The sequence below is a fragment of the Azospirillum oryzae genome (assembly GCF_900177515.1).
Taxonomy (GTDB): Bacteria; Pseudomonadota; Alphaproteobacteria; order Azospirillales; family Azospirillaceae; genus Azospirillum; species Azospirillum oryzae_A.
The window spans coordinates 171625-194660 of sequence record NZ_FXAK01000001.1 but is presented as its reverse complement, the minus strand read 5'-3'; the positions used below and the strand labels follow the sequence as shown (position 1 = coordinate 194660).

At 68.2% G+C, this 23036-nt stretch carries 21 protein-coding genes; 4 read left to right on the top strand and 17 right to left on the bottom strand.

Annotated features, from left to right (window positions below; genetic code table 11):
* Window positions 1–32 precede the first annotated feature (32 nt).
* A complete protein-coding gene (locus B9N97_RS00890; RefSeq protein WP_085082404.1) occupies window positions 33–1343 on the bottom strand; it encodes an ABC transporter substrate-binding protein in 1311 nt (436 codons plus the stop codon).
* Between the two features lie 417 nt (window positions 1344–1760).
* Here B9N97_RS00890 and B9N97_RS00885 point away from each other — a divergent pair, with 417 nt between their 5' ends.
* Window positions 1761–2984 carry an ROK family transcriptional regulator gene (locus B9N97_RS00885; protein ID WP_085082402.1) on the top strand — a complete coding sequence of 408 codons (1224 nt, stop codon included), beginning with the start codon at window positions 1761–1763 and terminating at the stop codon, window positions 2982–2984.
* 4 nt (window positions 2985–2988) lie between these two features.
* Here B9N97_RS00885 and B9N97_RS00880 read toward each other — a convergent pair whose 3' ends face one another.
* Together B9N97_RS00880 and ccoG are read right to left on the bottom strand one after the other, a co-directional pair.
* A complete protein-coding gene (locus B9N97_RS00880; RefSeq protein WP_085082400.1) occupies window positions 2989–4455 on the bottom strand; it encodes an aminotransferase-like domain-containing protein in 1467 nt (488 codons plus the stop codon).
* A 139-nt stretch (window positions 4456–4594) separates the two neighbouring features.
* Window positions 4595–6133, bottom strand: coding sequence for a cytochrome c oxidase accessory protein CcoG (gene ccoG / locus B9N97_RS00875; RefSeq protein WP_085082398.1), 1539 nt, complete (start codon window positions 6131–6133; stop codon window positions 4595–4597).
* A 328-nt stretch (window positions 6134–6461) separates the two neighbouring features.
* On the opposite strand from ccoG, the gene B9N97_RS00870 reads away from it, so the two are divergent.
* Complete coding sequence (locus B9N97_RS00870) at window positions 6462–6779, top strand: DUF1289 domain-containing protein (protein WP_208621107.1); 318 nt, start codon at window positions 6462–6464, stop codon at window positions 6777–6779.
* A gap of 19 nt (window positions 6780–6798) precedes the next feature.
* Here B9N97_RS00870 and B9N97_RS00865 read toward each other — a convergent pair whose 3' ends face one another.
* The 3 genes from B9N97_RS00865 to B9N97_RS00855 form a co-directional block, all read right to left on the bottom strand.
* Complete coding sequence (locus tag B9N97_RS00865) at window positions 6799–7599, bottom strand: alpha/beta fold hydrolase (RefSeq protein ID WP_085082396.1); 801 nt, start codon at window positions 7597–7599, stop codon at window positions 6799–6801.
* 139 nt (window positions 7600–7738) lie between these two features.
* A complete protein-coding gene (locus B9N97_RS00860; protein WP_085082395.1) occupies window positions 7739–8281 on the bottom strand; it encodes a hypothetical protein in 543 nt (180 codons plus the stop codon).
* A gap of 205 nt (window positions 8282–8486) precedes the next feature.
* Window positions 8487–8930 carry an Lrp/AsnC family transcriptional regulator gene (locus tag B9N97_RS00855; RefSeq protein ID WP_085082393.1) on the bottom strand — a complete coding sequence of 148 codons (444 nt, stop codon included), beginning with the start codon at window positions 8928–8930 and terminating at the stop codon, window positions 8487–8489.
* 139 nt (window positions 8931–9069) lie between these two features.
* Between B9N97_RS00855 and rocF the strand changes: the two genes are divergently transcribed.
* Together rocF and B9N97_RS00845 are read left to right on the top strand one after the other, a co-directional pair.
* A complete protein-coding gene (gene rocF, locus B9N97_RS00850; RefSeq protein ID WP_085082391.1) occupies window positions 9070–10020 on the top strand; it encodes an arginase in 951 nt (316 codons plus the stop codon).
* Between the two features lie 19 nt (window positions 10021–10039).
* Window positions 10040–11104 (top strand): ornithine cyclodeaminase, encoded by a 1065-nt coding sequence (locus B9N97_RS00845; RefSeq protein WP_085082389.1) that lies wholly within the window; start codon window positions 10040–10042, stop codon window positions 11102–11104.
* 36 nt (window positions 11105–11140) lie between these two features.
* Here the strand turns inward: B9N97_RS00845 and B9N97_RS00840 are convergent, their stop codons facing one another.
* The 11 genes from B9N97_RS00840 to B9N97_RS00785 form a co-directional block, all read right to left on the bottom strand.
* Window positions 11141–11854 (bottom strand): YoaK family protein, encoded by a 714-nt coding sequence (locus tag B9N97_RS00840; RefSeq protein ID WP_085082387.1) that lies wholly within the window; start codon window positions 11852–11854, stop codon window positions 11141–11143.
* A gap of 15 nt (window positions 11855–11869) precedes the next feature.
* On the bottom strand, window positions 11870–12316 hold the full coding sequence (locus tag B9N97_RS00835; RefSeq protein ID WP_085082385.1) for a DoxX family protein: 447 nt from the start codon (window positions 12314–12316) through the stop codon (window positions 11870–11872).
* Between the two features lie 71 nt (window positions 12317–12387).
* Entirely contained in the window at window positions 12388–14385 is a 1998-nt protein-coding gene (locus B9N97_RS00830) for an amidohydrolase (protein ID WP_244560480.1), read from the bottom strand.
* Window positions 14382–14672, bottom strand: a complete 291-nt coding sequence (locus tag B9N97_RS00825; protein ID WP_085082383.1) for a XapX domain-containing protein — start codon at window positions 14670–14672, stop codon at window positions 14382–14384. Before B9N97_RS00825 ends, B9N97_RS00830 begins: the two co-directional genes overlap by 4 nt.
* A 79-nt stretch (window positions 14673–14751) precedes the next feature.
* Complete coding sequence (locus B9N97_RS00820; protein WP_085082381.1) at window positions 14752–15438, bottom strand: hydrolase; 687 nt, start codon at window positions 15436–15438, stop codon at window positions 14752–14754.
* Between the two features lie 158 nt (window positions 15439–15596).
* Complete coding sequence (locus B9N97_RS00815; RefSeq protein ID WP_208621106.1) at window positions 15597–16592, bottom strand: alpha/beta fold hydrolase; 996 nt, start codon at window positions 16590–16592, stop codon at window positions 15597–15599.
* A gap of 348 nt (window positions 16593–16940) precedes the next feature.
* Window positions 16941–18125 carry a Gfo/Idh/MocA family protein gene (locus B9N97_RS00810; protein WP_085082379.1) on the bottom strand — a complete coding sequence of 395 codons (1185 nt, stop codon included), beginning with the start codon at window positions 18123–18125 and terminating at the stop codon, window positions 16941–16943.
* On the bottom strand, window positions 18122–19189 hold the full coding sequence (locus tag B9N97_RS00805) for a sugar phosphate isomerase/epimerase family protein (protein ID WP_085082377.1): 1068 nt from the start codon (window positions 19187–19189) through the stop codon (window positions 18122–18124). The genes B9N97_RS00810 and B9N97_RS00805 overlap by 4 nt, the downstream gene beginning before the upstream one ends.
* 185 nt (window positions 19190–19374) lie before the next feature.
* Window positions 19375–20358 (bottom strand): substrate-binding domain-containing protein, encoded by a 984-nt coding sequence (locus B9N97_RS00795; RefSeq protein ID WP_085082373.1) that lies wholly within the window; start codon window positions 20356–20358, stop codon window positions 19375–19377.
* A 25-nt stretch (window positions 20359–20383) separates the two neighbouring features.
* Entirely contained in the window at window positions 20384–21358 is a 975-nt protein-coding gene (locus B9N97_RS00790; protein ID WP_244560479.1) for an ABC transporter permease, read from the bottom strand.
* Window positions 21359–21368: 10 nt separating this feature from the next.
* Entirely contained in the window at window positions 21369–22886 is a 1518-nt protein-coding gene (locus tag B9N97_RS00785) for a sugar ABC transporter ATP-binding protein (protein ID WP_085082369.1), read from the bottom strand.
* Between the last annotated feature and the right edge of the window lie 150 nt (window positions 22887–23036).

Here is a 23036-nt window from a genome sequence, read left to right as displayed (position 1 = left end):
TTGGGGAACGACGTTGCGGGAGGCGTGTGCGGTTACTTGATGTAGCCGGCCTTGGTCATCTCGCGGGTGGTCAGGGCCTGGGCGCTCTGCAGGGCCTGGTCGGCGGTCATCTGACCGGCCAGCGCGGCGGAGAAGGCCTGACCGACGGCGGTGCCGATGCCCTGGAATTCGGGGATGGCGACGAACTGCACGCCGGTGTAGGGGACTTCCTGAACCGTCGGGTGCTGCGGATCGGCGGCCTGGATCGACTTCAGCGTCAGGTCGGCGAAGGGGGCGGCCTTGCGGTATTCGGCGTTGGCGTAGAGCGAGCTGCGGGTGCCGGGCGGCACGTTGGCCCAGCCCTCCTCCTTGGCGACGAGATCGAGATATTCCTTCGACGTTGCCCAGGAGATGAAGGTCTGCGCGGCGTCGCCCTTCTTGCTGCTGGCGGGAACCGCGAGGCTCCAGGCCCACAGCCAGTTGGACCGCTTGCCGAGGCCGTTGTCGGGGGCCAGGGCGTAGCCGACCTTGTCGGCCACCTTGCTCTGCGCCGGGTTGGAGACGAAGGACGCGGCGACGGTGGCGTCGATCCACATCGCGCATTTGCCGGTCTGGAACAGCGCCAGATTCTCGTTGAAGCCGTTGGAGGAGGCGCCCGGCGGGCCGGCGTCCTTCATCACGCCGAGATAGGTCGTCAGCGTCTGCTTCCAGGGATCGGTGTTGAACTGCGGCTTCCAGTTCATGTCGAACCAGCGGGCGCCGAAGGAGTTCGCCATGGCGCTGAGGAAGGCCATGTTCTCGCCCCAGCCGGCCTTGCCGCGCAGGCAGATGCCGTAGAGCTCGTTCTGCTTGTCGGTCAGCTTGCGCGCGGCGTCGGCGATGAAGCTCCAGGTCGGCGCCTCCGGCATGGTCAGGCCGGCCTTCTCGAACAGGTCCTTGCGGTACATGACCATCGAGCTTTCGCCGTAGAAGGGCGCGGCATAGAGCGTGCCGTCGGTGGTCAGGCCGCTGCGGATCGAGGGCAGCAGATCCTCGACGTCATAGTTGGCGCCGAGCTTGTCGAGCGGCTTCAGCCACTTCTGCTTGGTCCAGATCGGAACCTCGTAGGTGCCGATGGTCAGGACGTCGTACTGGCCGCCCTTGGTGGCGATGTCGGTGGTGATGCGCTGGCGCAGCACGTTCTCTTCCAGCGTCACCCAGTTCAGCGTGATGTCGGGATGGGCCTTGGTGAAATGCTCCGCCAGCTTCTGCATGCGGATCATGTCGCCGTTGTTCACCGTGGCGATCGACAGCGTTTCCGCCTGTGCCGAGCTGCCGAGAAACGCGGCGACCGCCGCGCCGATCAAGGATAGCGCACGCTTCATTCCAGTTTTCCTCCCCAATGTCCTGTCCGGCCGCGCCCTGGCTTCTGTCCTGCCGGCCTGTGCGACGGATCGCCCGACCTCCGCATGCGTCCACGGCATTCGGTTTGTAGGGCACACGAACACTATGGCGCAGGCGGTGGAGGGCTGCAATAGATAAATCACATTGATTTTGGTATTCGGTGGCGTATGGCGGCGGCGTCTTTGCCGAAGGAGCGGGTAGAGCTGGGGAGTAAGCCGTTTTCGGTACCGCGCTTGCGTCGATCGGGCGGGGCTTGCTACGGTGATTGAGGTCCGGAGCGGCGTCGGAGATGCCATTCCGGCAGCCAAGAGGGGCTACTAAGTAAATCACTTTGATTTTGTTATGATCGATTGATATACGGATTGTTGGTGAGATCCGAGGCAGGAGGCGGCGGGAGCATGCGGGGCGGCGATACCACCGGGCTGCGCGCCTACAACGAGCGGCTGGTCATGCATGCACTGTTGCAGGCCGGCATGCTGTCCAAGGCGGAAATCGCGCGGGAAACCGGGCTGAGCGGGCAGGCGGCGTCGGTGATCGTCAACCGGCTGCTGGAGGACGGGCTGCTGGTCAAGCTGGACAAGGTGCGCGGGCAGGTCGGCCAGCCCTCCACCCCCATCGCGCCGAACCCGGAGGGGGCCTATTCGCTGGGGGTGAAGATCGGCCGGCGCAGCGTCGAGGCGATCCTGATCAACCTGCTGGGCGAGGAGATGGGGGCGAGCCGGGTGCGCTATGACGCGCCGCTGCCGGAGCCGACGATCTCCACCGCCATCGCCCAGGCGGTCGGGCTGCTGGGGCATCTGTCGCCGGCGGCACGGTCGCGGGTGGTCGGGCTGGGGGTCGCCATGCCGGACGAGATCCATGCGTGGTCGGCGGAGCTGGGCTTGGCGCCGGGGGCGCTGGACGGCTGGCGCGATGCCGACATCGGCGACGCCTTCGCTCGGGAGACCGGACTGCCGGTGACGCGCTACAACGACGCGGCGGCGGCCTGCGCGGCGGAGATGATCGCCGGCCATGCCATCACCAGCCGCAGCGCGCTCTACATCTATCTCGGCACCTTCATCGGCGGCGGGGTGGTGATCGACGGGCGGCTCTATCGGGGGGAACAGGGCAATGCCGGGGCCATCGGATCGATGCCAACTGGGCCGACCGGGCCGACCAGCCCCGCCGGGCCGGGCAAGGCGCCGGGGCAGCTGATTCACGCCGCCTCGATCTTCCTGCTGGAGCGCGACCTGGAGGCCGCCGGGATCGACCCGTCGGCGGCGCTGTCGGCCGCCCTGGCCGACGGCAGCGGCGAGCGGGCCGATGCCATCTTCGACGCCTGGGCCGAAACCGCCTGTGCCGAGCTGTCGCGCGCCGTCGTGTCGGCGCTCAGCGTCATCGATTTTCAGGAGGTGGTGGTCGACGGCTTCCTGCCGCCGTCCTGGCGCGACCGCTTCACCCAGCGGCTGGCCGCGGCGGTGGAACGCTTCAACCGGTCGGGGCTGAAGGCCGCGCCGGTGCTGGCCGGCTCCATTGGCCCGATGGCCCGGGTGCTGGGGGCGGCGATGCTGCCGCTGAAGGCGCGATTCTCGCCCGACACCGACTTGCTGGTGCGGTCGGGCATGGCGCGGGATTTGGTCTGACGGCTCAGATCACGATGCCGGCCAGCGCAGGGCTCTGGTCGAGGGCGTCGGCGAGGGTTTCCAGCATGCGGCGGCAGTCGGCGCGGGTCACCGGAGCGCCGAGGCAGATGCGCAGGGCCTCCGGCGCCGGGCCGGCGGTCAGGAAGACGTCGCTGACGGCGGCGGCGATGCCGGTGCTGCGCAGATGGGCGGCGAACTCCCCGCGCGTCCAGGTCGGCGGCAGGCTCAGCCACAGGTGGAAGCCTTGCCCGTGGGCGGTGATCGAGTCGGGAGGCAGCAGGTCGCGGGCGATGCTCTGGCGGGCCACGGCTTCGGTGCGGATGGCGGTCAACAGGGCGTCGGCGGTGCCGTCGGTGATCCATTGGGTGGCGACGGCGGCGGGAACCGGCGGCGTGCCGAGGATGGTGGCGCGCTGGGCGGCGGCGAGCCGCATCGCCTGACGGGCGTCGGGGGCGGCGACGTAGGTGATGCGCAGCCCGGGGGCCACGCATTTGGCGAGGCCGACGACATGGAAGGTCACGTCGGGGGCAAGGGCGGCGATGGGCGGCGGGGCGTCCTGCGGCAGCACGCCGTAGATGTCGTCCTCGATGATCGGGATGTTGTGCGTGCGGGCAATGGCGGCGATGGCGGCGCGCCGCTCCCCCGGCAGGGTCGCCGTCGTCGGGTTGTGCAGGGTGGGAGTGCAGTAGAGCGCCTTTGGGGCATGGGCCTCCACCGCGGCGCGCAGGGCGTCGGGGTCGAGGCCGTCGCCGTCCATCGCCACCCCGACCACCCGCAGGCCGAGCTGGCGCGCGATGGCCTTGAAGCCGGGATAGGTCAGCGCCTCCGTACAGACGGTGTCGCCGGGGCGGGTGAGCATGCAGAGCAGGGCCAGCAGCGCGCTCTGCGTGCCGGGGCAGACGACGATCCGATCGTTGTCGACGGCATCGGGCAGGCGCCTGCCGAGCCAGCTCGCGCCGGCGGCACGGTCGTCCTCCCCGGCGCGGAAACCGGCGTCGGCCTCGGGATAGCGCAGCAGCGCCTGCGGGTCGAGGCGCAGCATCGCCTGGGCCAGCCCCCGCCGCACGCCGTCCAGCAGCTCCGGCGAGTCGGGCAGCGGCGGCTGGTTCATGGTCATGTCGATGACCGCGGCCGGGGTAGCGGCCGGACGCAGGGATGGAGCGGGTGCGGCGCTTTCCGATGGCGCGTTCGGTGCGCGGACGAAGGTGCCCTGGCCGACACGGGCGTCGAGCAGGCCGCGGCGGCGGGCCTCGCTGTAGGCGCGGCTGACGGTGGTCAAGTCCACCCCCAAACGGTCGGCCAGCACGCGCTGCGGCGGCAACCGCTGTCCCGCCGCGAGACGCCCACCGGCGATGTCGTCGGCAAGGGCATCGGCGATGGCGAGATAGACCGGCCGCGCGCGGTTGGTCAGATCCGGCTGCCAGATGCCGGTGTCCGACGCTTCGGCTTGTCCTGCGTTATCGGATTGCATGGATGTCCTGGCCGTTCCCTTGCCTGCCTGCTGCGGCACTGTCGGTAGCATATGCGCGTTCTGGGGCGGGTGCCGCAAGCATTCAGCGGAGCGCGCGTAGGTTCCCTCTCCCGGGGCGGGAGAGGGAGATTCGAATCGGTCACGGTGCCAAAAAGACGCTGTCGTGCCGGACCGGCTGGCCATCGCCGGTGTCGGGGGTCAGGGTGACTGTCACGGGGGTGGAGGACTCCGTCAGAGCCGCCTGGGGGACGCGGACCTGGATGCGGTAGGTCTCCACCGCGTTGGCGCGGGCGGACAGCGACAGCGTGCCGGCCTCGGTGCCGTCGCCGGACAAGCTGAGGCTTGCCTGCGGCAGGCCGGCCAGGGTGAGGCGGTAGTGGCGATCCACCAGAGACATGTTGGCGATCTTGATGGTGTAGGCGTTCTGGATGCGGCCGTCGTTGAGCGTGACGAACAGCGGCGCCCGGTCGCGCAGAACGGAGATGTCGTTGCTGGACCTCAACGCCAGCGCGATTGCCATCAACCCGCCGACCACGACCAGCATCAGGCCATAGACGATGGTGCGCGGCCGGATCAGGCGGTAACGGGGCGGCGGAGCGGCGGTGGCCTTCGCCGGCTGGATGGTGGCGGCGGCCTTCGCCGCCTGGGCCGTCAGGGTGTCGAACCGGATCAGGTCGCCGGGCCGTCCGATTCGCGCCATCACGTCGTTGCAGGCGTCGACGCACAGGCCGCAGCCGATGCATTCCATCTGGATGCCGTCGCGGATGTCGATGCCGGTCGGGCAGACCTGGACGCATTGTCCGCAGTCGATGCAGTCGCCATAGCCCTTGTCGGTGCGGGTGTCCCAGCCCTCGCTCTTGCGCAGCGGCGCGCGTCCCTCGCCGCGCCACTCCTGATAGGTGACGACCAGACTGTCCTCGTCCAGCATGGCGGCCTGGATGCGCGGCCAGGGGCAGACGTAGAAGCACATCTGTTCGCGCATGAAGCCGGCCATCGCATAGGTGCAGGCGGCGACGAACAGGACCGAGCCGGCGGCGAGCGCCGGGGCGTCGAAGCGCAGCAGGTCGGCCGCCAGCGTCGGCGCGTCGGTCAGATAGGCGATGCCGAGGAAGCCGGTGACCAGCGAGACCGCCAGCCACGCCGCATGCTTCACCGTCTTCTTCGCCAGCCAGCCGGCGGTCCAGGGGTGCCGGTCGAGACGGATGCGGTCGCCGCGGTCGCCCTCCACCCGCCGCTCCACCCAGACGAACAGGTCGGTCCACACCGTCTGCGGACAGGTGAAGCCGCACCAGACCCGCCCGCCGAGCGCGGTCGCCAGGAACAGGCCGATGGCGGCCAGGATCATCACGCCGGTGATGTAGTAGACATGCTGCGGCCAGAGCTGCAGGGCGAAGATGTAGAAGCGCTGGCTGCCCAGGTCGAACAGGACCGCCTGATCCGGCAGGCCCGGCCCGCGGTCCCAGCGCAACCAGGGGATGACCGCGAACAGCGCCAGCAGGACCACACCCAACAGCGTCTTCACGCGCCGGTATCGCCCGCGCACCGCCTTGGGATGGATCTTGCGGTGGGGGGCGTAAGCCGACGCTGGGGCCGGACTTGGCGCCGGGCCTGCGGCCTGATCCGGCGGAACGGTCGCATGGTCCGGCCGGCGGGTGACGATGGGCGCATCGCTGGGCATGGATCACCTGGCACGAAGAAGCCGTCCGGCCGCCTGCCCGCGCCTGACAGGCGTATGGAGCAGCGGCACTCTGGCGATACGTCTTGTATGGATCATTCGTACGGATCGCTCAAGTGCATTGTACGGATATTCGCGTCAGGAAATCCGTCATGCGGCGGTTTGACGCAACATGTCCGGCGTTATTAGCGGCTGGACTATCCATGCAATATCCTAATTCGGCGGCGCTCCGCTGAATTGTACGGATTTTGCGCATGGTCGGCCGCCATTGCCGCGCCGGATTTGCGGCGCACATTGTCTTGCGACTGGAGACGACCATGCGACAGGACAGATGAGCGGAAAGTCGAAGGACAGGCTGGGCAGGGCGACGGACAACCCCTGCATCGGCCTCTGCCGGTTCGGTGGCGACGGTGCCTGCCTGGGCTGCCACCGCACCAAGGCGGAGGTGAAGGGGTGGAAGCGGCTGAGCGACGCCGCCAAGGCGGCGATCAAGGACAGGATCGCCAAAGGGGGTGGACCGCCTGCCGAGGGGAAGGCGCCGCGCAAACGTCTGCGCAAGCTCGACCGCAAGATCGGCAAGCTGGAATCGAAGCTCGCTGCCTTGCGGGCCGAGCGCGACCGCGTGGCAGGCACCGGCCCGGCCGGTTAGGTGCGCCGGTTCGGCTGCGTCAGGCTTCCGACAGGAAGGCCCGGATCGCTTCGACCACCTCGTCCTCGCACTCGCGATGGGGGACGTGGCCGGTGTCGGGCAGGAGGCGGACGGTGCCGCGTCCGGCGGCGATGCGGGCGGGGTGCTCGGCCGACCCGTATTCGTCGCGGTCGCCGTGCAGGGCCAGCACCGGGCAGCGGACCTGCGACAGCGGCACGTCGAGAGTCCAGTCCGCGAAGGCGGGGGACAGCCAGCTTTCGGTCCAGGCATCGACTGCCCAGCGCGCCTTGTCACCCTGGTATCTCGCCAGCCGGGCGAGCTGCGCCGGATCCTGGAAGCCCTGCTTCGCCTCGCGGATGCCGTCGAGTGTCCGCTCCTCGACGAAAGCCTGCGCGGCGATGGTCACCAGCGCCCGGCAGCGGTCGGGGAAGCGCGCCGCCGTCTCCACCGCCATGCCGCCGCCGACGCTGTGGCCGCAGACGACGAAATCGCCGATGCCGAGATGGTCGAGCAGAAGGGGAACGACCTCCCGCGCCTCCGCCGCGACGAAATCGCGGGGCAGGGCGCCGGGATGGGGATCGGAACGCCCGAAGCCGAGGCGGTCATAGGCGACGACCCGCCGCGCCGTCGCGGCGGCAAGGCTGGCCGGGAAGCTGCGCCACAGATCGACGCAGCCCAGCGAATCGTGGAGCAGCAGGATCGGCGGGTGGGTGCCGGCGGACTCCGTGTCCGGGGTCCAGTCCTTCACATAGAGGCGGCCGGAGCCTGCGCCGGTGTGGATGGGGATGAGGCGGTCCTGGTCGCTGAAGGCGGTGGTCATGTCGTCCGGTTGCTGGTGCGGTCGAGGTCGGACGGCAGGATAGCATGGATCGCCGCGCCTTGTGTCCTTGCCCACAACAATGGGGAACGCGCCATTTTCCCGGAAAAGTTGACCCGGCAAAATCGTCCGGCCGGCACCTTCACGCCAGTTGCTGGGCCAGGAACAAGAGGCGGGCTTTTTTGGTTTCCTGAAGAGCCAGATACATCGGATCCTGTCGCATCGCCTCGTAATCCACTTTTGGCGTCAGCGGCGGCAAGGCGTCATAGCGCGCCTGCGTCATCGCCGTATCCGCCATGACCACAGAGCCGCCGAGCAAGCGGGCGATGGTCTCTGCGCGGAGCTTCGCCAACTCTGGACCGGTGCCGCCCTTCGCCGATTGGTTGGGAATAAGCCCGTCCAGCTTGACCGCAAGACTGTTGGAGGGCTCCAACATGCCGTTGTTTTCCAACCGGGCGACCTCCTTGCCGTTCACCATGACCCGTGCGTAATCCTGATACGCCGGGTTGCCGGCCGTGTTGGGCATGATCATGTGGCTGTTCTTCAGTATCGACTCCGTTGATCGTACGAAGTTCTGAAACTGCTCCTCCGGCGCTTCGGAGAGCTTGATTGCTTTGACCTTCGACATGTCAATCGGTTGCAAATCTTTGATCGAGTATCGCGTGGACAGGGTCTGATCGGACATCGCGCTCCTCCAATGAAGGCTGACGGCCCCCGCCGTCCCAGCTTTTCATTGCAGGAAGTGCGCCATAAAATGGCGGGTCGTGAGGAAAGGCACGCCGGCGGTCCCGGTCGCCAGCCCCCCGCGTTGGACAGGCCCCCTGCGTTCCATGGCGTAGCCGGTTGGGATTGCTGACTGTCGGGGATCGGAAATCCGGGAGGCGGACACGCTACAGCCGGGCGCGGGTGCTGCGCGGGGTGTTCAGCAGAAGATTCGTCTCGCTGGTGGTGATGCCGGGAATAAGCCGGATGCGGCGCAGTACCCCGTCGAATTCCGGCAGGCTGGCGGCCGACAGCTCGACGATCAGATCCCAGCGCCCGTTGGTGCTGTGGATCTCCATGATCTCGGGAAAGCCGCTGAGCGTCCGCACCACGCGGTCGGTCGCCTGCCCCTCCACCTCGATCAGCATGATGCCGCGCACCGGCGCCTCCACCGTGTCGGCGCGCAGGATCACGGTGTAGCCGGTGATGATGCCGGAGCTTTCCAGCCGCTCCATCCGCGAGCGCACGGTCGCCCGCGACACGCTCAGTTCGATGGCGAGGTCGGAGATGCTGCGGCGGCCGTCGTGGCGCAGCAGGGTGATGAGCTTCTCGTCGAGCTGGTCGAGCGTCATTGTGTGAGGCCCTTCGACATTCTGGCAAGCTTGGCTGTCCAGTTTGGTAGGGCGAATGGTGACATTTGTCAAATTGCCCTGTCCGTTCCGCCGGAATCCTGTGGTTTGCTGGTGAGAGGAACAGGCGAGAGACCAAACAATGTCCTTCCAGAAGACAAAGACGAAGCAGTGCCGGCTGGTCGGCGTGCCGGTGCAGGACGGGGCGGGCCGGCTTGGCTGCGAAATGGGGCCCAGTGCCTTCCGCACCGCCGGCATCGCAAAGGCGCTGTCGGATTTGGGCCACAGCGTCACCGACCTCGGCAATGTGGCGCCGCTACCGCAGCGGCCGATGGCGCATGGCAACGCCGCGCTGAAATTCCTGCCGGAGGTGGCGGGCTGGACCGCCGCGCTGTCGCAGATCGCCTATGAGGCGAGCGCCGGGCAGGACGCCATGCCGATCTTCATGGGCGGCGACCACAGCCTTGCCGCCGGCACCCTGACCGGACTGGCGCAGCGCGCCGCCGAGATGCGGCGCCCGCTGTTCGTGCTGTGGCTGGACGCCCATCCGGACTTCCACACGCTTGAAACGACGGAGAGCGGCAATCTGCATGGCGTGCCGATGGCCTATGCCACCGGCCGCGCCGGCTTCGACGGCTATTTCCCGCCGCCGCCGGCGCGGCTCGACCCGCACAATGTCTGCATGATGGGCATCCGCAGCGTCGATCCGGCCGAGCGGCGGGCGCTGGAGACCTCCGGCATCACCGTCCACGACATGCGCAAGATCGACGAGCACGGCATCGTCGCCCTGCTGCGCCCGTTCCTGCAGCGGGTGGTGGAGGCGGACGGGCTGCTGCATGTCAGCCTGGATGTCGATTTCCTCGATCCCGCCATCGCGCCCGGCGTCGGCACCACGGTTCCCGGCGGCGCCACCTTCCGCGAGGCGCATCTGGTCATGGAGATGCTGCACGACACCGGTCTGGTCAGCAGCGTCGATCTGGTGGAGCTGAACCCCTTCCTGGACGAGCGCGGCCGCACCGCGACCCTGATGGTGGAACTGCTGGCCAGCCTGATGGGGCGCCGCGTCCTCGACTATCCCACCCGCAGCTTTTGATCGACTGGAGCGTCCGACCATGATCCCGAACCTGAACCTCGTTCCCTTCGTCAGCGTCGATCATATGATGAAGCTGGTGCTGCACATCGGCGTGGAGCGTTTCCTGACCGAGCTGTCGGCCTATGTGGAGGAGGATTTCCGCCGCTGGGAGAGCTTCGACAAGACGCCGCGGGTGGCCTCGCACAGTGCGGAGGGCGTGATCGAGCTGATGCCGACCAGCGACGGCCGCACCTACGGCTTCAAGTACGTCAACGGCCATCCGAAGAACATGCGGGAAGGGCGGCAGACCGTCACCGCCTTCGGCGTGCTGGCCGATGTCGGCAACGGCTATCCGGTGCTGATGACGGAGATGACGATCCTGACGGCGCTGCGCACCGCCGCGACGTCGGCCGTCGCCGCCAAGCATCTTGCGCCGAAGGATGCCTCCTGCATGGCGATCATCGGCAACGGTGCCCAGGCGGAGTTCCAGGCGCTGGCCTTCAAGGCGCTGCTGGGCATCCGCAAGCTTCGGCTCTACGACATCGACCCGGTGGCGACGCAGAAATGCGTGCGCAACCTGCGCGACCAGGGTTTCGAGATCACCGCCTGCAAATCGACCGAGGAGGCGGTGGAAGGCGCGCAGATCATCACCACCGTCACGGCCGACAAGCAGTATGCCACCATCCTGACCGACAACATGGTCGGGGCGGGCGTGCACATCAACGCGGTCGGCGGCGACTGCCCCGGCAAGACGGAACTGCACCGCGACATCCTGCTGCGGTCGGACATCTTCGTCGAATATCCGCCGCAGACGCGGATCGAGGGCGAGATCCAGCAACTGGCCCCCGACCATCCGGTGACGGAGCTGTGGACGGTGATGACCGGGCAGGCGGTCGGCCGGCGCGATGCGCGGCAGATCACGCTGTTCGATTCGGTGGGTTTCGCGACGGAGGACTTCTCCGCCCTGCGCTATGTCCGCGACAAGGTGGCGGGGACCGGCTTCTACGAGAATCTGGACATGCTGGCCGACCCGGACGAGCCGCGCGACCTGTTCGGCATGATCCTGCGGGCTGCCAAGCCGGCACCGGTGGGGGAGGCGGCGTAACAACGCCCTCTCCCGCGCCGGAAGGGGCAAAGGGGATCAGGCGGCGGCCGGGGTGGCGGCGGCGGGATGCAGGGCGCAGGCGGCGGTGCCGACCAGACCCAGCGCGCCGGCCAGCAGCAGCGGCGCGGCGAGGCCGCTGTGCGCCACCAGCGCGGCACCGATGGCGGCGCCGATGAAGATGGCGACGACGCTGCCGATGCGGCGGATCCAATTGGTGTCGGCCCCGCCGGCCAGCCGGGAATCGGCCGCCAATCCGGTCAGCGTCAGGGTCAGCACCGTGGTGGTCAGGTCGGGCACCTTCAACTGGCGGATCGTCGCGTTGCGGAAGCCCATCGCCAGCGCGGTCAGCAGGATGATGCCGTAGAAGCTGGCAGCCGACACCTCTCCGCCCTGGCGCAGCCATGCCAGCAGGGCGGCCAGCCACAGCAACCCGGCCTCGATGGCGGCGGCCTTCAGCAGCCAGCGCCGCAGCGGCCGGCCGGCATGGGCCTTGCCGGTGCGGCCGGCGATCAGCGCGCCGATCAGGAAGGCGCAGATCGCCGTCAGGTAGGGGGCGACGTCGAAGCCCGGTGTGCCGGCGGCGGCGAAGCCGAGAAAGACGATGTTGCCGGTCATATTGGCGGTGAACACCTTGTCGAGGCCGAGCACGCTGGTGGCGTCGACCAGCCCGGTGGTCACCGACAGCAGCATCAGCAGCCAGGGCAGCGGCGCTGCAATCGGCTGGGAGGCGGGGGGAGAGGGCGGGGCCATGGTGCTTCCCCTTGGTCAGGCGTTCGGGCCGAGGCGGCGGCGCATCCGCGAGACGATCGCCGCCAGGACGAAGCCGCCGACCAGCCCGATATGCTCGAAGAAGGCATTGGTGGCCATGAAGCGCTCCGGTCCCGCCATCGTCCAGAAATCATTGGCGATCAGGGCGGCCAGAACGGTGAAGACGCCGAGTGCGCCGGCGCCCAGCCACAGCGTGCGGTCCAGCAGGATCAGCAGCGGGCCGACCAGCTCGACCAGGATGGTCAACGCCGCCCAGAGCGCCGGCGGGGCGAGGCCGAAATGCGCCTGTTCGGCGACGGCGCCCGGCCAGTCGGTCAGCTTCACCAGCCCGCCGAGCAGGTAGGCACCCACCAGCGCCAGCCGGGCCAGCAGCCATGTGCCGTCCCAGTCGAGGATGCGGTCGACGATGCGCTCTGCCGGGCCTTCGAAGGAGCGGAGGGTCATGGCGGGGGTGTTCCGGGTTGGGGGGAATCGCCCTCTCCCGCCCCGGGAGAGGGAGTTTTGGGGGGACAGCCTTACACCGCCCAGCAACCGCAGCCGAGAGCGCCCCAGAAGGACTGCACGTCGGCGGCCGGGACATCGGTGGCGTAGGCGGCGGCGTGGTCGTGGCCGTGGACGCCGCAGCCGGTGGCGCAGCCGCAGGCCGAGGCGAGCGCCTTGCGCTGGTCGCCCGACGCGCTGTCGGCCGACTTGTAATAGCCGCCGAAGGTCCGCACCGGCGACCAGTCCGGCATCGGCTTGGGCAGTTGCGGCGCCAGCGGGCCGTAATCGCCCTCGCCATGCACGACCGCGCCGCCGAGGATGGTCAGCACCGAGTTCAGATGGGCGATTCGGTCCTCCGAAACCGAGAAGAAGTCGTCGGACAGCACGGCGAGATCGGCCAGCTGGCCGGCCTTGATCTGGCCCTTCTTGCCCTGCTCGTTGGAGAACCAGGTGTTGGCCTCCGTCCACAGCCGCAGAGCGGTCTCGCGGTCTATCAGGTTGGCCTGGGGATAGAGGCCGAGGCCGCCAACCGTCTTGCCGGTCACCAGCCAAGACAGGGAGACCCATGGGTTGTAGCTGGCGACGCGGGTGGCGTCGGTGCCGGCGCCGACCGGCACGCCGGCCGCCATCATCTTCGCAATGGGCGGGGTGCGTTCGGCCGCCTTGGTGCCGTAGCGCTCGACGAAATATTCGCCCTGATAGGCCATGCGGTGCTGGACGGCGATGCCGCCGCCGAGGGCGGCGATGCGGTCGATGTTGCGGTCACTGATCGTCTCGGCATGGTCGAAGAACCAGTGCAGCCCGTCGAAGGGGATGTCGCGGTTGACCGTCTCGAACACGTCCAGCGCGCGGCTGATGGTCTGGTCATAGGTGGCGTGCAGGCGCCAGGGCCAGCGGTTCTCGGCCAGCAGGCGGATCACCGGTTCCAGATCGCCTTCCATGTTCGGCGGCATGTCGGGGCGGGCGACGCGGAAATCCTCGAAGTCGGCGGCGGAATAGACCAGCATCTCGCCGGCGCCGTTGTGGCGATAGCTGTCGTCGCCGTCGCCGGGCTTGACCTTCTTCGCCCAGCCGGCGAAATCGGACAGCTCCTCCTTCGGCTTCTGGGTGAACAGGTTGTAGCTGATGCGCAGCGTCAGCTCGCCGTCGGCATGCAGCTTTTCGATGATGGCGTAATCGTCGGGATAGTTCTGGTAACCGCCGCCGGCGTCGATCACCCCGGTCACGCCCAGCCGGTTCATCTCGCGCATGAAATGGCGGGTGGAGTTCAGCTGGTACTCGGGCGGCAGCTTCGGACCCTTGGCCAGCGTCGAATAGAGGATCGTCGCGTTGGGCTGGGCCAGCAGCAGGCCGGTCGGATTGCCGGCGGCGTCGCGCACGATCTCGCCGCCCGGCGGATTCTGGGTGTCCTTGGTATAGCCGACGGCGCGCAGGGCCGCGGCGTTCAGCAGGGCGCGGTCATAGAGGTGCAGGATGAACACCGGCGTGTCGGGGGCGGCGGCGTTCAGTTCCTCGATGGTCGGCAGGCGCTTTTCGGCGAACTGGTGCTCGGTGAAGCCGCCGACGACGCGGACCCATTGTGGCGCCGGGGTGATCGCCGCCTGCTGCTTCAGCATCGCCATCGCGTCGGCGAGGCTCGGCACGCCGTCCCAGCGCAGCTCCATGTTGTAGTTCAGGCCGCCGCGGATGATGTGCATGTGGCTGTCGATCAGCCCGGGGATCACGCGCCGGCCCTTGGCGTCGATCACCGTCGCCTGGGGCGCCGCGGCGCGCACCTCGGCCTCCGTGCCGACGGCGAGGAAGCGTCCGTCGCGGATGGCGACGGCGCCGGCCTGCGGGTTGGCGCGGTCGAGCGTGGTGACCTTGGCGTTGACGAGGATCAGGTCACCAGTGGGTGCGGTGTTGGGCATGGCGGCATTCCCGGGTCTGGACGCGAGGGTGGACAGCAGCGGCGCGGCGAGCAGCGAGGCGGCGGCGCTGCCCGCCATCGCCTTGCGGCGGGTGACGGCGGGAGGGGCGGGCGGCATCATGCCTTCTTTCCCTTGCCGGCCTCGTCGGCCTGAACCAGATCGGCCGGCGGCTTGTCGGCTCCGGCCTGCGGACCCAGCACATGGCGGGCGCAGTCGGTCTGGATGAAGGCGACGACCGGTTCGCCGGCGATCATGCGCTTGACCACCGGCACCACCTGCTCGCCGACCAGCATGCCGAGCAGTCCGATCAGCGCGATGGTCGGCGGTGCCGGCGAGCGGACGCCGATCAGCGCATAGATGACGCCGACCAGGATACCGGCGCCGGCCGAAAGGAGATAGGGCATCATGGGTCCGGTCTCCCGGTCTGTAGATTGGGGCCGGTGCCCGGCCGGAACCGGGCACCGGGGACAGGATCAGGCGTGCCGGTTACGCATGTTCGTGCGCGGCGGCGCCGGTCACCTTGTGCGCGAACTCGCCGCGCTGCGGGGCCTTGTGGACCATGGTGTAGGCGTAATCGACGCCCATGCCGTAGGCGCCGAAATGCTCGCGCACGATGTTCATCACGCCGTCGTAGCTCTCGCGCTTGGCCCAGTCTCGCTGAATTTCCAGCAGGACGTTGATCGCGGTGATGGAATGGGCGCCGGCCTGCTCCATGCGGCGGACCGCGGCGTCATGGGCCTCCTGGGAGGTGCCGCCCGAGGCGTCGGTGACGATGTAGACCTCGAAGCCTTCCTCGATGGCGCACAGGGTCGGGTACAGCAGGCAGGCCTCGGTCCACAGCGCGGCGATGACCAGCTTCTTCTTGCCGGTCGCCTTGACGGCGGCCACCAGCTCTTCCGAATCCCAGCTGTTCATCGAGGTCCGCTCGATCGGGTCCTGCTTCAGGACGTCCATCAGCTCCGGCCAGATGTAGCCGGAGAAGCTCTCGGTCTCCACCGCGGTCACGATGGTCGAGGCGCCGAACAGCTTCGCGGTCTTGGCCAGGGCGATGGTGTTGTTCTTCAGCTGCTGGCGGTCGATGTTGACCACGCCGAAGGACATCTGCGGCTGGTGATCGATGAAGATGAAGACGGTGTCGTCGGCGTTGATGAGCGACTTGGCCGGGAAGGTCATGATCGTTTCCTGTTCCGTGTGGGTTTTTAAGGGGTTGGCTGCCGTTTTCGTCGTCGGCGCCGTCTGAAGGGATATTGGCACATGCCGGGATTTCGAGACAATTCTACCAGTCAGAACATGATTGTTGCTGCGTGGAGGACAGTGCCCCGGTTTCCCGGTTACGCGCGGATGAAGGCCAGCAGTTCCTCGTTCACGAGGTCCTTCTGGGTGGTGCACATGCCGTGCGAACCGCCGGCGACGACCTTCAGCGTGCCCTTCGGCAGCATCGCCGCGGCGGCCTTGCCGGTGGTGGCGAGCGGGACGACCTGATCGTCGTCGCCATGGAGCACCAGCGTCGGGACGATCATCTTCTTCAGATCGTCGCGCTGGTCGGTCTCGGAGAAGGCCTTGATGCATTCATACTCGGCCTGAAGCCCGCCCATCATGCCCTGCAGCCAGAAGCTGTCGATGACGCCCTGCGAGACCTTGGCGCCGGGCCGGTTGTAGCCATAGAAGGGGATCGTCAGGTCCTTGAAGAACTGCGACCGGTCGGCCTTCACGCTGGCACGGATGCCGTCGAACACCTCCAGCGGAACGCCTTCCGGGTTCCAGTCGGTTTTCACCATGATGGGCGTGATGGCGCCGATCAGCACCGCTTTGGCGACGCGCGACACGCCGTGGCGGCCGATGTAGCGGGCGACCTCGCCGCCGCCGGTGGAGTGGCCGACATGGACGGCGTTCTTCAGGTCCAGCGCCTCGGTCACCGCGGCCAGATCGTCGGCGTAATGGTCGAGATCGTTGCCGAAGCCCGGCTGCGACGAGCGGCCATGGCCGCGGCGGTCATGGGCGATGGTGCGGTAGCCGTGCTGGGCCAGGAACATCATCTGGTCTTCGAAGGCGTCGCCGGTCAGCGGCCAGCCATGGCTGAAGACCACCGGCTGGCCGGTCTGCGGACCCCACTGCTTGACGTAGATCTGGACGCCGTCCTTGGTGGTGACGTGGCTGCCCTGGAGCATCGGTTTCGTTCCTTTGATCGGGTCTTGACGGGTGGCCGTCTTTTCGGCCGCGGCGGCGGTGCCGGGGAGCGCGCCCAGCAGGCCGCTGCCCGCAACGGCGAGGGCGGCGCTGCCGGAGAGGACCGTCCGGCGGGAGGGATGGAATTCCTGGGTGGTCATGCGTAGTCCGTTCAGGACCGGGCGGGCTGGGCCGGCTCCGGCTGTCTTGATGAACGGATGGTACGGAATGCGCGGAGAGGGTGATTGCCTCTTCGGAACGGCTTTTGCCGGTTCTGCGCATTGCGCCGCCGGGAACGCAAAAAGCCGGCCCTTTTGCGAAAGGACCGGCTTTTCCGGGGGTGGTCAAACTCCCTCTCCCGCCCCGGGAGAGGGAAGGGGCCCATGCGGAGCATGGGAAGGGTGAGGGGTAAGGCACGAAGCCATGCGGTTCAGATTTCTTGGATCACCCCTCACCCTCCCCACGCCTGCGGCGCGGGTCCCCTCCCTCTCCCGGGGCGGGAGAGGGAACTAACCGGCCAACGACACCCATGCCGCATTGCGCCGGCTGGACTCCACAGCGCCGTGGATGAAGCGCACGCCGCGCAGGCCGTCCTCCACCGTCGGCAGGGGCACGTCGGCGGGGGCGGGGCGGCCGTCCAGGCGGGCGGCGATGAGGTCGGCGGCGTCGCGATAAATCTGGGCGAAGCCTTCCAGATAGCCCTCCGGATGGCCGGCGGGGGTGCGGGAGATGGAGGTGGCCGCCGGCAGGCTGCCGGCACCGGCACGCAGCAGGGTGCGGGTCGGTTCGCCCAGCGGGGTGAAGCGCAGCTCGTTGGGCTGTTCCTGCTGCCATTCCAGGCCGCCGGCCTCGCCGAAGACGCGCAGGCGCAGGCCGTTGGTGGTGCCGGGGCAGACCTGACTGGCCCACAGCATGCCGCGGGCGCCGCCGTCGAAGCGCATCATGATGTGGGCGTTGTCGTCCAGCCGCCGGTTGGGGACGAAGGCGGTCAGGTCGGCGGCGAGGTCGGTGCAAATGAGGCCGGTGACGAACTCGGCCAGATGGAAGGCGTGGGTGCCGATGTCGCCGATGCAGCCGGCGATGCCGCTCCGCGCCGGATCGGTGCGCCAGGACGCCTGCTTCTGGCCGCTGGCCTCCAGATCCGTCGCCAGCCAGTCCTGGGCATATTCGGCCTGCACCACCCGGATTTTGCCCAGCATGCCCGACGCCACCATGGCGCGGGCCTGCCGGATCATCGGATAGCCGCTGTAATTGTGGGTCAGCACGAAGACGAGATCGCGGCTGCGCACCAAGGCCGCCAGTTCCTCCGCCTCCGCCAACGTGTGGACCAGCGGCTTGTCGCAGATGACGTGGATGCCGGCCTGGAGGAAGGCCTTGGCTGCGGGGTAGTGCAGGTGGTTCGGCGTGACGATGGCGACGGCGTCGATGCCGTCGGGGCGCGCCGCCTCCGCCTTCGCCATGGCGTGGAAGTCGTCGTAGCAGCGGTCGGGCGCCAGGAACAGCTCCGCCCCGCTGGCCCGCGCCCGCTCCGGGTCGGAGGACAAGGCGCCGGCGACCAGTTCATAGCGGTCGTCGATGCGGGCGGCGATGCGGTGGACGGCGCCGATGAAGGCGCCCTGGCCGCCGCCGACCATGCCCAGCCGCAAGCGCCTCGCGGAGGCCCGTGGGTGGGGTGGCAATTGATCCGGGCTCATGCTGCCCCTTTCCCCAGACCGAGAAGCCGGCGGTTGGCCGCCTCGTCGGTGCCGGCATCGGCGAAATCGTCGAAGGCGCGGTCGGTGACGCGGATGATGTGGTCCTGGATGAAGCGGGCGCCCTCGGCGGCCCCCTGCTCCGGATGCTTGATGCAGCATTCCCATTCCAGCACCGCCCAGCCGTCGAAGCCGTACTGGGTCAGCTTGGAGAAGATGCCGCGGAAATCGACCTGTCCGTCGCCCAGCGAGCGGAAGCGCCCGGCACGGTCCTTCCACGGGGCATAGCCGGAATAGACGCCCTGCCAGGGGGTCGGATTGAACTCCGCATCCTTGACGTGGAACATGCGGATGCGGTCGTGGAAGACGTCGATGTAGCCGAGATAATCCAGTTGCTGCAGCACGAAGTGGCTGGGATCGAACAGGATGTTGCAGCGCTCATGTCCGCCGACCCGGTCGAGGAACATCTGGAAGGTGGTGCCGTCGAACAGGTCCTCGCCGGGGTGGATCTCGTAGCAGAGATCGCAGCCGGCCTCGTCGAAAGCGTCGAGGATCGGACGCCAGCGCTTCGCCAGCTCGTCGAAGGCGGTCTCGATCAGGCCGGGCGGACGCTGCGGCCAGGGGTAGAGATAGGGCCATGCCAGCGCGCCGGAGAAGGTGGCGTGCGCGGTCAGGCCGAGGTTGGCGGAGGCCTTGGCGGCAAGGTGCAACTGCTCCACCGCCCAGGCCTGCCGCGCGTCGGGGCGGCCATGGACCTCCGCCGGGGCGAAGCCGTCGTAGAGGGCATCGTAGGCGGGGTGGACGGCGACCAGCTGGCCCTGCAGGTGGGTGGACAGCTCGGTCAGTTCGACGCCGGCGTCGGCGAGCGTGCCCTTGACTTCGTCGCAGTAGGTCTTGCTGGTCGCGGCCTTGTGCAGGTCGAACAGGCGGCGGTCCCAGCTGGGGATCTGCACGCCCTTGAAGCCGAGGCCGGCGGCCCAGCGGGCGATGGAGTCCAGCGAATTGAAGGGGGCCGCGTCGCCCGCGAACTGGGCGAGGAAGATCGCGGGGCCTTTGATGGTCTTCATGGGTTTTGGCTCCCTGATGGGGGGAGGTGCGGCCACTTGCCCCCACCCTAACCCTCCCCCGCTGGGCGGGGGAGGGGACAAGTGCTTGTGCGAGAGAGTGGCGGCAGTCCCTCCCCCGCCATCGGACCGACCTTCGGTCGGCCGAGAGCGGGGGAGGTTAGGTGGGGGTCTAACTCTGCCAAGAATCAGTACGGCGAATCCGGGAAGTAGAACTCCTTGGCGTTCTCCTTGGTGATCAGCGACGACGGGATGATGTAGGTCGCCGGCAGCTTGTCGCCCTTCAGGCGGGCTTCGGCGGTCATCTTGATGGCGTCGTAGATGAATTTCGGCGAATAGGACACGTCGGCGTGGATCAGCGGGTTGGAGCCGTCCATGATGGTCTTCACCATCGTCTTGGACCCGGCGCCGCCGAACACCTCCTTGATGTCGGTGCGCTTGGCCTGCTCGATCGCCTTCAGCACGCCGAAGGCCATGTCGTCGTCGGCGGCCCAGATGACGTCGATGTCCTTGAAGCGGGTCAGGAAGTCCTGCGTCACCTTGAAGGCGTCGTCACGGTTCCAGTTGGCGTATTTGCCGTCGAGGATCTTGATGTCGGGATACTGCTTGAGCACGCCGGTGAAGGCCTCCCACCGCTCGTTGTCGAGCGTGGTCGGGATGCCGCGCAGCGCCACGATGTTGGCCTTGCCGTTGTACTTCTTGGCGATGTATTCGGCGGGGATGCGGCCGAAGGCGGTGTTGTCGCCGGCGATGTAGGCATCCTGCGCGCTGGTGTCGGTCAGGCCGCGGTCGACCACGGTGACATAGACGCCCTTCTTCTTGGCCTGCATCACCGGCTGGGTCAGGGCGGCGGATTCGAAGGGGAAGATGACCAGCGAATTGATGCCGGTCACCGTCACCAGATCCTGAAGCTGGTTCGCCTGTTCCGGCGCGCCGCTGGCGGTCTTGACGGTGATCTTCAGGTTGGGATGGGCCTTTTCCAGCTCCGCCTTCGCCTGATTGGCCCACCAGACGATGCCGCCGGTGAAGCCGTGGGTGGCGGCCGGGATGCTGACGCCCAGCTTGACGGTATCGGCCGCCAGGGCGAAGCCGCCGCCGAGGGCCACCGTCGCCGCCATGGCAAGGCCGGCGCCCAGCACAACACGACGGGTGTAACGCGCAACTTCCGACATGACGTTTCTCCTCCTTATCGTTTTTTCAGGGGCGCCGGCGCTGCAGGAAGGCGACGGCGATGATGACGCAGCCCTGGACCGCCGCGTTCAGATAGACGCTGATGATGCTGGTCAGGTTCAGGATGTTGCTGATGACCGACAGCAGGACCGCACCGATCACCGTCCCGGCGATCCGGCCCTCTCCCCCCTTGAAGGAGGTGCCGCCGACGATCACCGCGGCGATGGCCTCCAGCTCCCACAACAGTCCGGTGGTGGGGGAGGCGGAGCCCAGGCGCGGCACATACAGCACCGTGGCGATGCCGACGCAGACGCCGAGCAGGCCGTAGGTCAACAGCTTCACCCGGTCGACATCCACCGCGGCGAAGCGCGCCACCTGCTCGTTGGAGCCGATGGCCTGGACATAGCGGCCGAAGGCGGTGCGGTTCAGCAGCACGGCGCCCGCCACCGATACGGCCAGGAAGACCCACACCGGAATGGGGATGCCCAGCAGGTTGCCGTAATAGACCGGGCCGTAGGCGTCGGACAGGTCGTTGTCCAGCGTGATGGCGCCGCCGTCGGCAAGCCACGTCAGCACCGCGCGGAAGATGCCGAGCGTGCCCAGCGTGACGATGAAGGGCTCGATCCGCCCGCGCGTGATCAGATAGCCGTGCGCCAGCCCGAAGCCGCCGCCCAGCAGCAGCGCGAACAGGACGCCGAGGGCCACGACGGCCACCGGCGAGCCGACCGATGCGGCGAGCGCGTTCATCACCAGGATCATGCTGCCGGCGATCAGCGCCGCCATCGACCCGACCGACAGGTCGATGCCGCCGGAGATGATGACGAAGCACATGCCGATGGAGATGATCCCGATGAAGGCCGTGCGGGTCAGCACGTTCATCAGGTTGCCCCAGGTCGCGAAGTCGGGGTTCAGCGCCGTGCCGATCACCAGCAGCAAAATCAGCCCGACGACCGGGCCGAAGCGGTGCGGGTCGAAACGGCGCGCCGGCTTGGCAGTGGACACCGCACGGACCTCAGTGGCGGGGGTGGGTGCCGATGTCTGTCCCGCTGGCATCTGTCCCGATGGCATGGGCAATCAACTCCTCTTCGCTGAGTCGGTCGGCGGGCACGGTCGCGGTCACCCGGCGCCCGCGCATCACGATCACCCGGTGGCAGAGCCCGATCAGTTCGATCAGTTCCGATGAAATGACGATCACGCCGCGCCCTTCGGCGGCCAGCCGCGCGATCAGGAAATAGATGTCCCGCTTGGCGCCGACATCGACGCCGCGCGTCGGCTCGTCCAGCACGAAGACGCGCGGATCCGGCTCCAGGAACTTGGCGATGGCCAGCTTCTGCTGGTTGCCACCGGACAGCGACGACGCGGCCCCCCGTGGATCGCCGCGGATGCCGAAGGACGCCACGGCATGCTCCAGCGCCCTGTCCTCCGACGCCGGTGACAGCAGTGGGTGGGCGTGGTGGCGCAGGGTCATCAGGGTAAGGTTGTCGCGCAGGCTCATGCCGACATGCAGGCCCTTGCCCTTGCGGTCCTCGCTGAGATAGGTCAGGCCGTTGCGCATCGCCTCGCGCGGATTGCGCAAGCGGACCGGGCGGCCGTCGATCTCGACGGTGCCGGCGCTGCGCGGGCGCAGGCCGAGGATGCCCTCGAACAGTTCGGTGCGGCCGGCGCCGACCAGCCCGGCGAAGCCCAGGATCTCGCCGGGGTGGAGGTCGAAGCCGACATCCTCCGCCCAGCCGGGCACGGTCAGGCCGCGCACCGCCATCAGCGGCTTGCCGAGAGCCGGCATGTGCTTTTCCGGGAACATGTCGGTCAGCTCGCGCCCGACCATCAGCGTCGCCATGCGCTGGCGCGGCGTTTCCGCCGTGGGGGCGCGGGCGACGAAGCGGCCGTCGCGCATCACGATCACCTCGTCGGTGATGCGCTCCACCTCGTCCAGCTTGTGGGAGATGTAGACGATGGTGACGCCGTCCCGGCGCAGCCGCTCGATCAGCCCGAACAGCCGGTCGCATTCGGACGGGGTCAGGCTGGCCGTCGGTTCGTCCATGATCAGCAGGCGGGCGTTGCGCAACTGCGCCTTGGCGATTTCCACCAGCTGCTTTTCGGCGACGATCAGGTCGCGGACCTTGGTGTCGGGATCGCGGTCGAAGCCGACCTGCCGCAGGGCCTCGGCTGCCTGCGCGCGCATCGCGCGGTCGTCGAGCAGCCAGCCACGCCTGATCTCGTGGCCGAGGAACATGTTCTGGACGACGGTGAGGTCGTCGGCGAGGCTGAGTTCCTGATGGATCAGCACGATTCCGCGCTTCTCGGCGTCGCGGGAGTTGCGGAAGGTCACCGCCTCGCCGTCGATGCGGACCGAGCCGGAGGTCGGCGCGTGGTAGCCGGCGAGGATCTTCATCAGCGTCGATTTGCCGGCGCCGTTCTCGCCCAGCAGCCCATGCACCCGGCCCGGATGCAGGTCGAAGCCGACGCCGTGCAGGACGCGCACGGGGCCGAATTCCTTGGTGATGCCGTCGAAGGCGATATGCAGGCTCATGGCTCCGCACCCCCTGACGGTCGTTCCACCAGCCGCGTTGCGGCGGGGCGGATACCGTCCATGACGTTTCTCCCACTGCGAGGCGTGTCGTCCCGGAGGCCGCCGCTTCGTCTGTTAAGCGGATGGTAAGCCCGCCGCTTTGGACAGACA

Excerpts from the sequence above, each read along its gene's own strand:
- B9N97_RS00885 (WP_085082402.1), top strand. The coding sequence starts at position 1,761 with ATGCGGGGCGGCGATACCACCGGGCTGCGCGCCTACAACGAGCGGCTG.
- B9N97_RS00890 (WP_085082404.1), bottom strand. The coding sequence starts at position 1,343 with ATGAAGCGTGCGCTATCCTTGATCGGCGCGGCGGTCGCCGCGTTTCTC.
- B9N97_RS00880 (WP_085082400.1), bottom strand. The coding sequence starts at position 4,455 with ATGCAATCCGATAACGCAGGACAAGCCGAAGCGTCGGACACCGGCATC.
- B9N97_RS00855 (WP_085082393.1), bottom strand. The coding sequence starts at position 8,930 with ATGACGCTCGACCAGCTCGACGAGAAGCTCATCACCCTGCTGCGCCAC.
- B9N97_RS00805 (WP_085082377.1), bottom strand. The coding sequence starts at position 19,189 with ATGAAGACCATCAAAGGCCCCGCGATCTTCCTCGCCCAGTTCGCGGGC.
- B9N97_RS00810 (WP_085082379.1), bottom strand. The coding sequence starts at position 18,125 with ATGAGCCCGGATCAATTGCCACCCCACCCACGGGCCTCCGCGAGGCGC.
- B9N97_RS00825 (WP_085082383.1), bottom strand. The coding sequence starts at position 14,672 with ATGATGCCCTATCTCCTTTCGGCCGGCGCCGGTATCCTGGTCGGCGTC.
- B9N97_RS00785 (WP_085082369.1), bottom strand. The coding sequence starts at position 22,886 with ATGAGCCTGCATATCGCCTTCGACGGCATCACCAAGGAATTCGGCCCC.
- B9N97_RS00815 (WP_208621106.1), bottom strand. The coding sequence starts at position 16,592 with ATGACCACCCAGGAATTCCATCCCTCCCGCCGGACGGTCCTCTCCGGC.
- ccoG (WP_085082398.1), bottom strand. The coding sequence starts at position 6,133 with ATGCCCAGCGATGCGCCCATCGTCACCCGCCGGCCGGACCATGCGACC.
- B9N97_RS00840 (WP_085082387.1), bottom strand. The coding sequence starts at position 11,854 with ATGGCCCCGCCCTCTCCCCCCGCCTCCCAGCCGATTGCAGCGCCGCTG.
- rocF (WP_085082391.1), top strand. The coding sequence starts at position 9,070 with ATGTCCTTCCAGAAGACAAAGACGAAGCAGTGCCGGCTGGTCGGCGTG.
- B9N97_RS00860 (WP_085082395.1), bottom strand. The coding sequence starts at position 8,281 with ATGTCCGATCAGACCCTGTCCACGCGATACTCGATCAAAGATTTGCAA.
- B9N97_RS00865 (WP_085082396.1), bottom strand. The coding sequence starts at position 7,599 with ATGACCACCGCCTTCAGCGACCAGGACCGCCTCATCCCCATCCACACC.
- B9N97_RS00830 (WP_244560480.1), bottom strand. The coding sequence starts at position 14,385 with ATGATGCCGCCCGCCCCTCCCGCCGTCACCCGCCGCAAGGCGATGGCG.
- B9N97_RS00870 (WP_208621107.1), top strand. The coding sequence starts at position 6,462 with ATGAGCGGAAAGTCGAAGGACAGGCTGGGCAGGGCGACGGACAACCCC.
- B9N97_RS00845 (WP_085082389.1), top strand. The coding sequence starts at position 10,040 with ATGATCCCGAACCTGAACCTCGTTCCCTTCGTCAGCGTCGATCATATG.
- B9N97_RS00820 (WP_085082381.1), bottom strand. The coding sequence starts at position 15,438 with ATGACCTTCCCGGCCAAGTCGCTCATCAACGCCGACGACACCGTCTTC.
- B9N97_RS00795 (WP_085082373.1), bottom strand. The coding sequence starts at position 20,358 with ATGTCGGAAGTTGCGCGTTACACCCGTCGTGTTGTGCTGGGCGCCGGC.
- B9N97_RS00835 (WP_085082385.1), bottom strand. The coding sequence starts at position 12,316 with ATGACCCTCCGCTCCTTCGAAGGCCCGGCAGAGCGCATCGTCGACCGC.